We start from the raw sequence: 12,450 nt of genomic DNA, 5'->3' as shown, positions 1-12,450 counted from the left end.
TCGTCAGTCGAGCAACTGCTGGCCGACCCAGCCGCCCTCGGGGCAGCCGGGCGGTACAGCGAAGACGGCCGAGCCGATCGGGGTGGTCCACTCGTTGAGCAGGTCCCGTTCGGCGAGCCGACGCTGGATGGGCAGGAACTGCCTGGCGATGTCCGCCTGGTACGACGCGAAGATCAGCCCGCTGTCGGCGGTGCCGTCGGCACCGGGCATTCCATCGTAGTTGTAGGGGCGGCGGAGGATCCGGAACCGGTCGTCGCTGACGTGCGCCCGGGTCAGGTGGGAGAAGTCCGGGATCACCGTCAGCCCGTCCGGGCCCAGCGCGGCGAAGTCCGGTTCGTCGTGTTCGGTCGTGCCGGTCAGCGGGGCACCGGTGTCCAGGCGTCGCCCGACACTCAGCTCCCGGTCGGTGCGGCCGAGCAGGTCCCAGGTCTCCAGGTCCATCCGGATCCGTCGGACCACCAGGGTGGTGCCGTGGCGCAGCCAGTCCGGTCCGTCGCCGATCCAGACGGCGGTCTCCAGGGGTACGCCCGGCTTCGGGTTGGCCGTGCCGTCGAGCTGCCCGAACAGGTTGCGCTGGGTGCGGCCGGGTTCGGCGCCGGCAGCCCGCCGGAAGCCCTGCTGCACCCAGCGGACGGTGGCGAACGGGCGGCTGTCCTTCACCAGCACCCGTTGGGCGTGGGCCACCGTGACCGGGTCGTCGGCGCAGATCTGCACCAGCAGGTCCCCACCGGACCAGCGGGCTTGCAGCCGGTCGATCGGGAACGGCGGCAGGTCGACCACCGAGGGCGGGCGGCGGTCGTCCAGCCCGGCGGCGGTGAACAGGCCGGGCCCGAAACCGAAGGTGACGGTGAGCCGGGCCGGGAGCAGTCCCAGCTCGGGTTCGGTGTCGGCCAGGGCCGGGTGGCCCTGGGTGAGGCGGGCGGCGTCGTCGGAGAGCAGTCGCAGCATTCGACCGAGGGCGGCCCGGTCGGTGCCGGCACGCAGGGTGAACGCGACGAACGCCGCGTGCGCCTGGGGCTCGGTGTCGATCCCGGACTGCCGTTCGCCGTGGAACGGTTCGACCGCCCCGCCGACGTTCGCGGCGACCGGCACCGGCTGGGGCGCGCGTACCGGCGGCTGGTCGGAACGGACGGCGGCGACCGAGGCGGCGCCGACCAGCGTGCCCCCGGCGGCGACTGCCCCGCCGGTGAGCAGGCCACGCCGGCTGACCCGGGTCACGGCGCCGGGCTGGGGCTGGCCGGCGTGTCGTGCGCCGGTTCGCCGTGGCCGGGTGCGTAGCTCTCCTGGGCGCCGGTGAACGGCTTGGCCACCGCGGTGAAGGTCTGCGTCCGGCCGTCGCCGAAGGTGAGGGTGAAGGTCACCTCGTCACCGGCCTTGACCGGCTGGGCGAGGTTCATCAGCATCAGATGGTCGCCGCCGGGCTCCAGCTTCTGCTCGCTGCGGGCCTTGATCACCACGCCGCCGGCCTTGGCCTGCATGACCATCTTCCCGTCCTGCATGGCCATCTCGTGCACCTCGACCGGGGAGATCTCGGTGGCCGCGCCGGTCAGGGTGACGTCGCTGTCGCTCTCGTTCACAAGCGTGGCGAACGCGCCCGTCATGCCTTCGTCGGCCGCCTTCACCCACGGATCGCGGACGGTAAGCACCCCGGCCTCGGCGTCCTGGGTGGCGGTCGTGGCGGCGGTGGGGGTCGGGTCGGGCGCGCCGGTCGAGGCGTCGTCGGACGACCCGCAGCCGGCGGCGAACGCGGCGAGTACGGCCGCGGCGAACAGGGCGGTCGGGCGGACGAGCCGGCGGGACGACGTGGTGGGCATGTACTTCCCCTCGAAGATCGATGTCGTCAGGTTGGTCGCCCCACCCCACCCAAAAGTTCCCCCGCCCACCCCCACCCCACCCTTCTCCTCCGCGATCTTGCACTTTCTGCCCCCGCAAAAGCCGACGAAAGGGGCAGGAGGGCGACCGAAAGTGCAAGATCGACGGCGTGAGGGGAGGGGTGGCGGGTGCGAGGGTGGGGTGGGGGGTTGGGGTGTGGGTGCGGGGGAGTTGGAGGGAATTGGGGTTGCGGGTGCGGGGGTAGGGTGTGGGGGTGGCGGGGTTTCGGATGGGCGAGGCGGCGGAGCTGCTCGGGGTGAGCGTGGACACGGTGCGCCGCTGGGTGGACGGGGGGCGGCTCGCCGCCAGGCGTGACGAGCACGGGCACCGGGTGATCGAGGGGGTCGACCTGGCCGAGTTCGTGCGGGCCCAGGGTGGCGGGCCGGAGGGGCGCGCGGAGGAGTCCTCGGCGCGTAACCGGCTGCGCGGCATCGTCACCGCTGTGGTCAAGGACGGGGTGATGGCGCAGGTGGACATCCAGGCCGGCCCGTTCCGGCTGGTGTCGCTTATGAGCCGGGAGGCGGTCGACCAACTCGGCCTGGAGGTCGGATCGGTGGCGGTCGCGGTGATCAAGTCGACCACCGTCGTGGTGGAGAAACCTGCGGTGCCGGCGGCGAGCCGGGGAAGGGCCAACTGATGAGAGGCGTACGGCTGCGCGCACTCCTGGCCGCGATCACCGCGCTCGCGGTGGTGGGACTGAGCGGGTGCGGCGACGACGCCAGCGACCCGCCCACCGGTGGCGACGGGATCGGCGGGGAACTCACCGTGTTCGCGGCCGCTTCGCTTACCGAGTCGTTCACCCGGCTCGGTAAGGACTTCGAGGCGGCCCACCAGGGGGTGGAGGTGGTCTTCAACTTCGCCGGCAGCTCCGCCCTGGCCAACCAGATAAACGAGGGCGCACCGGCGGACGTCTTCGCCTCCGCCGCCCCGACCAACATGGCCACCGTCACCGAGGCGGGCAACGGCGACGGTGCGCCGGTCACCTTCGCCCGCAACCAGCTCGTCATCGCCGTACCCAGGGACAATCCGGAGCGGGTGACCGGCTTGCGCGACCTCGCCGGACCCGGCGTGAAGGTCGCCCTCTGCGCCGAACAGGTGCCGTGCGGTGCGGCGGCCCGCCGCGCGCTGGACGCCGCCGGTGTGGCGCTCACGCCGGTCACCCTCGAACAGGACGTCAAGGCGGCGCTGGCCAAGGTGCGGCTCGGTGAGGTCGACGCGGCGCTGGTCTACCGCACCGACGCCCGCGCCGCCGACGAGCTGGCGAGCGTCGAGTTCCCCGAATCGGCGGGGGCGGTCAACGACTACCCGATCGTCGTGCTGCGGGAGTCGGCCAACAGGGCGACCGCTCAAGCCTTCGTCGAGTACGTCAGTTCCGACGCCGGTCGTGGCGTGCTCACCGCGGCCGGGTTCCAGGTGCCGTAGCCGGTGTCCCGTCCCGATGGCGCGCTGTCCCGGCTGCCCACGGTCGCGGCACCCGCCCGGCGTACCAGCCGGATACCGGTGGCCCTGCTGCTGCCCGCCGCACTCGGACTGCTCTTCCTCGTGCTGCCGCTGGTCGGGCTGCTCGCCCGCGCCCCGTGGAGCACGCTGCCGCAGCGGCTCACCGAACCGGCAGTGCTCACCGCGCTGCGGCTGTCCATCCAGAGCGCCACCCTCGCCACCCTGCTCTGCCTGGCTCTCGGCGTACCCCTGGCCTGGTTGCTGGCCCGCGTCGATTTTCCCGGTCGCCGGCTGGTACGCGCCCTGGTCACCGTCCCGCTGGTGCTGCCGCCGGTGGTCGGCGGCGTGGCCCTGCTGCTGGTCTTCGGGCGGCGCGGGCTGGTCGGCTCCTGGCTCGACGCGACGTTCGGCATCACCCTGCCGTTCACCACCACCGCGGTCGTGCTCGCCGAGGCGTTCGTCGCCATGCCGTTCCTGATCATCGCGGTGGAGGGGGCGCTGCGTGCTGCCGACACCCGGTACGAGGAGGCCGCGGCCACCCTCGGCGCCGGCCGCTGGACCACCTTCACCCACGTCACGCTGCCGCTCGTCGCGCCCGGGGTGGCCGCCGGAGCCGTGCTCTGCTGGGCCCGCGCCCTCGGCGAGTTCGGCGCCACCATCACCTTCGCCGGCAACTACCCGGGTCGTACCCAGACCATGCCGGTGGCCGTCTACCTCGCCCTGGAGACCGACCTGGAGGCCGCGATCGTGCTCAGCCTGATCCTGCTCACCGTCTCCGTGGTGATCCTCGCCAGCCTGCGCGACCGCTGGGTCAGGGGATGACCGGCCGCGCCGATCCGCCGGCAGCGGCCAACCCGCCGGCAGCGGTCGATTCGTCTGCTGAGGCCGATCCGCCGACAGCGGCCGGTCCGTCGGCGGTCGCCGGGCGGCGGCTGCTCGACGCCCACCTGGTGGTGGAGCGGGCCGGCTTCCGGCTCGACCTGCCGTTGGCCATCGACCCGGGCGAGGTCGTCGCGCTGCTCGGGCCAAACGGTGCCGGCAAGACCACCGCCCTGCGCGCCCTCGCCGGCCTGCTCCCGCTCTCGGCCGGGCAGCTCACCCTGGCCGGGCGGGAGTTGGACCATCCGGGCCGCCGGACGTGGGTTCCCACCGAGCGGCGTTCGATCGGCGTGGTCTTCCAGGACTACCTGCTCTTTCCGCACCTGAGCGCGCTGGACAATGTGGCCTTCGGCCCGCGCCGGCAGGGCCTGGGCCGGCAGCAGGCCCGGCAGCGGGCGGCCGACTGGCTGGCCCGGATGGGGTTGACCGAGCACGCTCGCCGCAAGCCCCGGCAACTCTCCGGCGGGCAGGCCCAGCGGGTCGCCCTGGCCCGCGCCCTCGCCGTCGAGCCGGCGCTGCTGCTGCTCGACGAGCCGCTGGCCGCCCTCGACGCGCGTACCCGGCTGGACACCAGAGCCCAACTGCACCAGCACCTCGCCGCCCATCCGGGAGCCACCCTGCTGGTCACCCACGATCCGCTCGACGCCCTGGTGCTCGCTGACCGGCTCGTCATCGTCGAGGACGGCCAAGTGGTCCAGGCGGGTAGCGCCGCCACCATCACCGCCCAGCCCCGCACCGACTACGTGGCCCGGTTGGTCGGGCTCAACCTCTACCGGGGCCGGGCCAGCGGGCAGCAGGTCCGGCTCACCGACGGCTTCGGGCTGACCACCGGCGACCGGCACGACGGCGAGGTCTTCGTGGCCTTCCCGCCCTCGGCCGTGGCCCTGCACCCACGCCAGCCCGACGGCAGTCCCCGCAACAGCTGGCCGGCCACCATCGCCGGTGTGCAGCGGCACGGCGACAACCTGCGGATCCAGCTCACCGGCCCGATCGAGGTGGCCGCCGACGTCACCCCGGCCGCCGCCGCCCAGCTCCGGCTGACACCCGGGCAGCCGGTCTGGGCCGCGGTCAAGGCCGCCGAGACCCGCGCCTACCCCGCCGGCTGACCGGTGTCCACCGCGCCGCGTGTGACCGGTGTCCACCGCAGCGCCTGTGACTGGTGCTTTTCCGCGTCGGACGGCCGGCGCCCGTTCGCCGGAATCACCGGGTGCCCGGGTTACAGTTCGACAGGTGTCCACCGGGCAGGACGTACGGGTCTGGGTGCCCCCGGTCAGCGGGATAACCGAGGTGCTGCACGCCCGGTTCACCGACCACGCGTACCCCATGCACACCCACGGCAGTTGGACCCTGCTCGTGGTCGATGACGGAGTCGTCCGGTACGACCTCGACCGCCACGAACATGGCGCGTTCCGGCAGGTCGTGACGCTGCTGCCGCCGGGCGTCGCGCACAACGGCTGCCCGGCCACTCCCGTCGGGTGGATCTGGCCCGGCGGCTGCTGGCGGAGGGGACGCCGGCCGGAGCGGTGGCCGTGGTGGCCGGCTTCTACGACCCCGACCGTCAGCCCGCTGGACGCAGCTGGACCCGGCGTAGCAACTGGGCGTTGAGCGCGACGACGATCGTGGAGGCCGACATCAGCACCGCGCCGACGGCCGGGCTCAGCGTCACCCCGGCCCAGGCGAGGACGCCAGCGGCGAGCGGCAGCGCGACCACGTTGTAACCGGCGGCCCAGGCCAGATTCTGGATCATCTTCCGGTACGCGGCCCGGGACAGCCGGATCACCCCGGTCACACCGCGCGGGTCGGAGGAGGCGAGCACCACCCCGGCGGACTCGATGGCGACGTCGGTGCCGGCGCCGATGGCGATGCCGACGTTCGCGCGGGCCAGGGCGGGAGCGTCGTTGACCCCGTCGCCCACCATCGCCACCCGAAGTCCCCGGCGTTGCAGGTCCGCCACCGCGTCGTCCTTCTCCGCCGGCAGCACCTCAGCGAAGACCTCGTCCTCGCCGGGGCGGAACCCAAGGTCGGCGGCGACCGCCTCGGCGACCGGGCGGGCGTCCCCGGTGATCATGACTATCTTCCGGACGCCCTGCTCCCGCAGGTCGGCGATTGCCTGGCGGGCCTCCGGCCGTACCTCGTCCTCCAGAGCGAACGCGCCGAGCACCCGGGCCCGCTCGTCGTCGAGCCGCAGCAGGTACAGCACCGCCGCTCCCCGTCGGGACCAGTCGTCCCGTCGGCCGGCGAGGTCGTCCGGCACGGTCGCGTCGAACTCCCGCAGCAGCGCCGGGCCGCCGACGGCGTAGCCGGTCCCGTCGACCTCGGCGCGTACCCCCCGGCCGGCGAGGGACTGGAAACCCGTCGCGCTCCGTCGACCACCGCGCGCCGCGGCGGCGGCGACGATCGCCCGGGCCAGCGGATGCTCGCTGTCCGCCTCCACCGCGGCGGCGAGCGCGAGTACGTCCGCCTCGCCGCTGCCGGCGGCGGCGTTCGGGGCGCTGCTCGTTGCGCTGCCGGCGGTGCTCGCCTCGCCGCTGCCGGTCGCGGCGACGCCTGTGACGGCGTGCTCGCCCCGGGTCAGCGTGCCGGTCTTGTCGAACAGCACGGTGTCCACTGTGCGCATCCGCTCCAGCGCCAGCCGGTCCTTGACCAGGATGCCGCCCTTCGCGGCCACCGCCGTGGAGAGCGCGATCACCAGCGGGATGGCCAGGCCGAGCGCGTGCGGGCAGGCGATGACCAGCACCGTCACCGTGCGGACGACCGCTTCGTCCAGGCTGCCGAGCACCGTCCATACCGCGAGCGTGACCAGCGCGGTGACGGTGGCGATGTAGAACAACCAGGCCGCGAAGCGGTCGGCCAGCACCTGTGCTCGGCCGCTGGACTGCTGTGCCTGCGCCACCAGCCGCTGGATGCCGGCCAGGGCGGTGTCGTCGCCCACGGCGTCGATGCGGACCCGCAGTGCCGCGTCCGTGGCCACCGTGCCGGCCACCACCCGGTCACCGGTCGAGCGGGCCGCCGGCCTCGACTCGCCCGTGATCATCGACTCGTCCAACTCGGCCCGGCCGTCGACGATCTGCCCGTCCGCCGGCACCCGCCCGCCCGGTCGTACCAGGACCAGGTCACCGACGTGCAGTTCCGCCACCGGCACCCGCTGCGGTTGGCCGTCCGGGTCCAGCCGTTCCGCGTCGTCGGGCAGGAGCGCGGCCAGCGCCGACAGGGCCCCCCGCGCCTGCCCGATCGCCTTCATCTCCTGCCAGTGCCCGAGCAGCATGATCGTGACCAGGGCGGCCAGTTCCCACCAGAAGTCCAGGTCGAACGCGCCGAACGCGGTGGCCAGCGACGCCACGTACGCCACGGTGATGGCCATCGCGATCAGCAGCATCATGCCCGGCGCGCGATCGGAGATCTCGCGTACCGCGCCCTGGAGGAAGGGCCACCCGCCGTACCCGAACACCACTGTGCCAAGCACCGGACCGACCAGACCGATCCCGGGGAAATCCAGCCGGTAGCCGAACCAGTCCATCACCATGTGGCTGGTGACCACGATCGGCACGGTAAGCGCCAGGCTCAGCCAGAACTTCCGGCGGAACACCTCCGGATCATGCCCGGCATGCTTGTCGTGCCCGCCGTGCCCGCCGTGCTCTGCTGGCCCCCCATGCCCCCCATGCATCTCGCCACCCCCTTCTCCCTCACCATATACCCGGTGGGGGTATCAAGTGGCGCGAGAATCGCGGTGCCAGGGCCGGTCCGCCGAAGGTTGGCTCGCGTCGAGTTCCGAGGAATCCGCCGGGCGTAGCGGACAGGAGCAGGAAGGGTATCGACTGTCCGGACATTAATGTACGACAATCGACGGTGCGGGTGTTCCGGTCGTGTACACAAGTCTCGACCGACCCGGCAATCACTTTCCGGAAGCCGAATCATGATCCTGCGCGTGCCCGCCGCCTCATGGTAGGAATGCGCTTCGACGTGGGCAGTGCACCCACACTCCACCATGTACCCGACACACCCGTCGGGTCCTGCCGCGATCAACGTCGGTGACGCAAGGGGGCGGAGCAGGCCGGTGAAACGTGCGGTAGCGGCGGGTGCGGTGCGCAGACATGGCGAAGCGCGTCAGGGCTGGTTGGCCCGTGGCAGCATTGTCCGCCTGCTGCGATTGCTGGTCGCGGTGCCGCTGGTCGCCGTCGTCGGGTTCGCCGGCCTGGCCCTACAGGGGACGGTCCGCCAGGTGCTGAACGCGGGCACCGTCCACGACAGGGTCACGCTCTCCACCCAGGCCGGCGCGCTGGCCCGTGCCCTTCAGGCCGAGCGGGTGACCGCCGCGGTCGAGCTGACCACACAGAGCCAGACCGCCAGCGCCACCTTCGACGAACAGGTGGCACGCACGGACGCCGAGATCGCCGAGTTCGAGCGGCGGCGCGCCGAGGTGCAGACCGCGCTCCCCGCCCTGCAACGGGTCGACGCCGGGCTGACCGCGCTGAGCACCGTACGGGAGCAGGTGCGCTCCAGCCCACGTGCCTCGCTCTCCGCGATCGCCTTCAGCTATCGGATCCTCATCGCCGACCTGCTCACCTTCCGGGCCTCCGTGGCCACCGACACCTCGAACCGGATCGCCGACGACGTCCGGGCCGCGGTGGCGGTGTCGGAGGCGGGCGAGGCGATCGGGCAACTCCAGGTCATCGTGCTGCGTAGCCTGGCCGGCGGTGAGGTGACCCCGGCCGGACAGCAGGAGAGCGTCGGTGCCCAGGCCCGGTTCGCCGAGGCCAGCAACGCGTTCCTGGCCCTCGCCGAGCCGGGATGGGTGGCGAGCTGGGAGCAGATCGGCACCGACCAGCAGGTGGTCGCCGCGCAGCGACTTCAGGACCAGGTGGGCCGGACGCTACCGGGTGAACGGCTCGTGGTCGACGCGAACGCCTGGGTGGAGGCCACCGACGGCTGGATCGGCCGGATGTTCCAGATCCAGGGCGAGGTGGACGCCGCGGTCGCCGACCGGGTGGCGGCCGAACGGGGACAACTGCTCCGCGACGCGGTGTTGCAGAGCGTCGGCATCCTGGTCGTACTGGTGATCACCGCCGTACTCACCGGTGTGGTGGCCCGGCGGATCACCCGCCGGCTGCGGTCCCTGCGCAACACGGTGACCAAGGTGGCGTACGACCGGCTGCCCGCCGTGGTCCGTGACCTCAACTCGGCGCCGCCCGGCAGCGTGCGGCCGGACGAGGTGGCCGACCGCTCGGTGTCGGAGTTCCGGATCACCGGTACCGACGAGATCGCCGAGGTGGCGACCGCGACCCGGGCCCTGCACCGGGAGGCGGTCCGGATCGCCGGCGAGCAGGCGGTGATGCGGGCCAACATCGCCGAGATCTTCGTCCACCTGTCCCGCCGCGAGCAGCGACTGGTCGACGCGATGCTCGCCCAGGTCGACCAGGTGGAGCGCGACGAGGCCGACCCGGAGCGCCTCCAGCAGCTGTACCAGCTGGACCATCTCGCCACCCGGATGGCGCGGATCAACCAGAGCCTGCTGGTGCTCGGCGGTTCCGGCATCTCCCGGGTACGCCAGGAGCCGGTCCCGCTGGACCACGTGACCCAGGCCGCGCTCTCCCAGATCGAGCACTACACCCGGGTCCGGATCGGCACCATCGACCGGGAGCTGTGTGTCGCCGGCCCTGCGGTCGACGAGATCGTGCACCTGCTCGCCGAGTTGCTGGACAACGCCACCGGGTACTCCCCGCCGGAGACCGAGGTACTGGTCACCGGGCACGCGCTCTCCGATCGGGCGATCGTGCAGGTGGTGGACCAGGGTGTCGGGCTCTCCCCCCAGCGGTGCGAACAGCTAAACGCCGCGCTCGCCAACCCGGCGTCGGTCGACGTGTCCGGTGTGCGGGCGATGGGCCTGAGCGTGGTCGCCCGGCTCGCGGCCCGGCACGGCGTCGGGGTCGAACTGCGGCCCGGACCGACCCGCGGCACGGTGGCCGAGATCGTGATGCCGGCGGCGATCGTCGTACGCCGGCCGGTGCAGCAGCCGGAGCAGCTGATGCCCATGGTGGGGACGGGGCGACCCGCCGCTCATCCGGGCATGCCCGCCACCTCCCGCGCCGGCACCGCCGTGGCCCCCGCCGGTGCTGGCGTGGCCCCCGGCCGGCAGGCGATGCCCGGTACCGGACAGGTGCCCGCAGTCGCTCGCCCGGCCGGTGCCGGGCGGGCAGCGGCACTGGCCGGTAGCGGCCCGGCGCTCCCCGCGCCCGCCCCGCTGTTCCAGCCGGCGGCCGAGACCGGTACGGCCTCGTCGAACCAGCGCGCGGTGAACGGCTGGTTCAAGACCGCATTGGACGGCGACTCGGTGGCGGTCACCTGGCCGGTCGATGCCGGCGAGAAGTGGGCAGCCGCCACGATGGCCCTACCCACCACCCAGGCCGCACCGTCGGCGACCGAGGTCGGGCTGCCTCGGCGGGTACCGCAGCCGCATCTGATCCCCGACGCCCGGCAACCGGCTGCCGACGCGCCACGCAAGCTCGATCCGGCCGCCGTGGCGGCGGCGATGTCGGCGTACGCCAAGGGCGTCGCCGGTCGTCGGACCCCCGCCGCCTTCTGACGCTGAATCACCAGACCCCTGCCCCGTCGCCAATTGACCCACCCCCTCACCTGGAGTGACGCTGTGACGAGCCCGAACGACCTGAGCTGGCTACTGCAGAACTTCGTCAACCGGACCCCGGAGGTCAGCCACGCCCTCGCCATCTCGACCGACGGGCTGGTCCTGGCGCACAACCACAGCCTGCCCCGGGACCGGGCGGACCAGCTCGCGGCCACCGGCAGCGGACTGATCGCCCTGCTCGTCGGGGCCGCCCGGTTCTTCCAGGCCGGATCGGTGATCTCCAACGTGACCCAGATGGAGGGTGGCTTCATGTTCTGCATGGCGTTCAGCGACGGCGCGTCGCTGCTCGTGCTGGCCTCACCCACCTGCGACGTGGGTCAGGTGTCGTACGAGATGACCGACCTGGCGAACCGGATGGGCGAGGCCCTCACCCCGGCCGTCCGCTCCCATCTGCTGGGGATGCTGTGACCGCCGCCCGCCCGGCCCGACGGGCCCTTCCGGCTGCCCGCCGTCTGGTCGCGACCCTGCTGACCGGCGTGCTGGTGCTCGGTAGCGCCGCCGCCTGCGACGGCGGATCGGACGCCGAGGCGCAGACCATCCGGATCGGGATGCTCACCAACCTGGAGGGTTCACTCGCGGCACCCGGTTCCGAGCTGCGCGACGGGTTCCAGCTCTACCTGGACATGCGTGGCGGCCGGTTGGGCGGCCACCCGGCCGAGTTGATCGTCGCCACCGAGGGGTACGAACCCGGGGTGGCCGCCGAGTCCGCCACGAAGCTGCTGGAGCAGGATCGCGTCTCGGCGATCACCGGCATCATCAACGGCGGAAGCGTGTCGGCCATCCTCCCGCTCATCAACCAGCACAAGGTGCCGCTTGTCGGCGGGCTGGGCCGGCCGGCGCTTACCGACGTCACCTACGTCTGGCACACCAACCTGATCTCCGTCGAGCCGGGCGTGGCCATGGCACCCTTCGTGAAGCAGCAGGTCAAGCGGGGCACGGTCTACGCCATCGGGCCGGATTTCCAGAGCGGCCGGGATGAGCTGCGCGGTTTCGTGGAGACCTTCACCGAGTTGGGTGGCCGGCTGGCCAACCCGACCGGTGAGGCGGTCTTCAGCCCGTTCCCGGTGACCGAGGACTTCGGCCCGTACCTGGAGGAGATCGCCGAGTCCGGTGCGGCGGCCATCTACTGCTTCTTCGACGCCCAGAACGCCATCACCTTCGTCAACCAGTACGCCGAGTCGGACGTGTCCCACCTGCCGCTCTACGCGGCGGGCTTCGTGACCGAACCGGCGAGCCTGGCCGAGCAGGGCGACGCCGCGGAGGGCATCTACAACGGGCTGAACTACTCGCCCGACCTCGACAACGCGGCGAACCGGGAGTTCGTCTCCGCCTGGAACGCGGCGTACCCGGGCCGGGTGCCCACCTCGATCGTGATGGCGTCGTACGACGCGGCGGCGGTGCTGGACCGGGCGATCGCCGCGGCCGGCACCAACCCGAGCCCGGAGGCGATCAACACCGCGATCGCCGGGCTCGGGCAGCTCAACAGCCCACGCGGGCCGTGGCAGTTCGCGAAGTCCACGCACGCGCCGATCCAGAAGTGGTACCTGCGTCAGGTCCGCCGGGACGGCCGGGCACTGACCAACGTCGTGGTCTCGGAGCTGGCCACGCTCGGCGGCTGA

11 protein-coding genes are annotated in these 12,450 nt (G+C 72.7%); 8 read left to right on the top strand and 3 right to left on the bottom strand.

Going from position 1 to position 12,450, the window contains the following annotated elements:
* Nucleotides 1–3 precede the first annotated feature (3 nt).
* A complete protein-coding gene (locus tag AC507J_RS06455; protein ID WP_496288132.1) occupies nt 4–1,218 on the bottom strand; it encodes a Dyp-type peroxidase in 1,215 nt (404 codons plus the stop codon).
* Complete coding sequence (locus AC507J_RS06450) at nt 1,215–1,814, bottom strand: copper chaperone PCu(A)C (RefSeq protein ID WP_496288131.1); 600 nt, start codon at nt 1,812–1,814, stop codon at nt 1,215–1,217. Before AC507J_RS06450 ends, AC507J_RS06455 begins: the two co-directional genes overlap by 4 nt.
* 272 nt (nt 1,815–2,086) lie before the next feature.
* Here AC507J_RS06450 and AC507J_RS06445 point away from each other — a divergent pair, with 272 nt between their 5' ends.
* The 5 genes from AC507J_RS06445 to AC507J_RS06425 all read left to right on the top strand — a co-directional run bounded on the left by AC507J_RS06445 (nt 2,087) and on the right by AC507J_RS06425 (nt 5,796).
* On the top strand, nt 2,087–2,509 hold the full coding sequence (locus AC507J_RS06445) for a TOBE domain-containing protein (RefSeq protein WP_496288130.1): 423 nt from the start codon (nt 2,087–2,089) through the stop codon (nt 2,507–2,509).
* A 14-nt stretch (nt 2,510–2,523) separates the two neighbouring features.
* The gene (modA, locus tag AC507J_RS06440; protein ID WP_496288173.1) at nt 2,524–3,294 is read left to right on the top strand and encodes a molybdate ABC transporter substrate-binding protein; all 771 of its coding nucleotides are present in this window, start codon (nt 2,524–2,526) and stop codon (nt 3,292–3,294) included.
* A gap of 24 nt (nt 3,295–3,318) precedes the next feature.
* The gene (locus AC507J_RS06435) at nt 3,319–4,134 is read left to right on the top strand and encodes an ABC transporter permease (protein ID WP_496288172.1); all 816 of its coding nucleotides are present in this window, start codon (nt 3,319–3,321) and stop codon (nt 4,132–4,134) included.
* A complete protein-coding gene (locus AC507J_RS06430; protein WP_496288129.1) occupies nt 4,131–5,297 on the top strand; it encodes an ABC transporter ATP-binding protein in 1,167 nt (388 codons plus the stop codon). The genes AC507J_RS06435 and AC507J_RS06430 overlap by 4 nt, the downstream gene beginning before the upstream one ends.
* 124 nt (nt 5,298–5,421) lie before the next feature.
* Nucleotides 5,422–5,796 (top strand): AraC family ligand binding domain-containing protein, encoded by a 375-nt coding sequence (locus AC507J_RS06425; protein ID WP_496288128.1) that lies wholly within the window; start codon nt 5,422–5,424, stop codon nt 5,794–5,796.
* Here AC507J_RS06425 and AC507J_RS06420 read toward each other — a convergent pair.
* Nucleotides 5,750–7,855 (bottom strand): heavy metal translocating P-type ATPase, encoded by a 2,106-nt coding sequence (locus tag AC507J_RS06420; RefSeq protein WP_496288127.1) that lies wholly within the window; start codon nt 7,853–7,855, stop codon nt 5,750–5,752. The genes AC507J_RS06425 and AC507J_RS06420 overlap by 47 nt on opposite strands.
* Before the next feature lie 390 nt (nt 7,856–8,245).
* Here AC507J_RS06420 and AC507J_RS06415 point away from each other — a divergent pair, with 390 nt between their 5' ends.
* The 3 genes from AC507J_RS06415 to AC507J_RS06405 all read left to right on the top strand — a co-directional run bounded on the left by AC507J_RS06415 (nt 8,246) and on the right by AC507J_RS06405 (nt 12,450).
* Nucleotides 8,246–10,771 carry a sensor histidine kinase gene (locus AC507J_RS06415; RefSeq protein WP_496288126.1) on the top strand — a complete coding sequence of 842 codons (2,526 nt, stop codon included), beginning with the start codon at nt 8,246–8,248 and terminating at the stop codon, nt 10,769–10,771.
* Nucleotides 10,772–10,834: 63 nt separating this feature from the next.
* Nucleotides 10,835–11,239, top strand: coding sequence for a roadblock/LC7 domain-containing protein (locus AC507J_RS06410; protein ID WP_496288125.1), 405 nt, complete (start codon nt 10,835–10,837; stop codon nt 11,237–11,239).
* Nucleotides 11,236–12,450 (top strand): ABC transporter substrate-binding protein, encoded by a 1,215-nt coding sequence (locus AC507J_RS06405; RefSeq protein ID WP_496288124.1) that lies wholly within the window; start codon nt 11,236–11,238, stop codon nt 12,448–12,450. Before AC507J_RS06410 ends, AC507J_RS06405 begins: the two co-directional genes overlap by 4 nt.

It is taken from the genome of Micromonospora sp. PRAS1, assembly GCF_059553435.1.
Note: the sequence above shows the minus strand (reverse complement) of the source record. Positions and strands in the feature narration are given on the sequence as shown.

Bases quoted from the DNA above. Each gene is read 5' to 3' on its own strand.
- AC507J_RS06450 (WP_496288131.1), bottom strand. From the start codon at position 1,814: ATGCCCACCACGTCGTCCCGCCGGCTCGTCCGCCCGACCGCCCTGTTC.
- AC507J_RS06430 (WP_496288129.1), top strand. From the start codon at position 4,131: ATGACCGGCCGCGCCGATCCGCCGGCAGCGGCCAACCCGCCGGCAGCG.
- AC507J_RS06420 (WP_496288127.1), bottom strand. From the start codon at position 7,855: ATGCATGGGGGGCATGGGGGGCCAGCAGAGCACGGCGGGCACGGCGGG.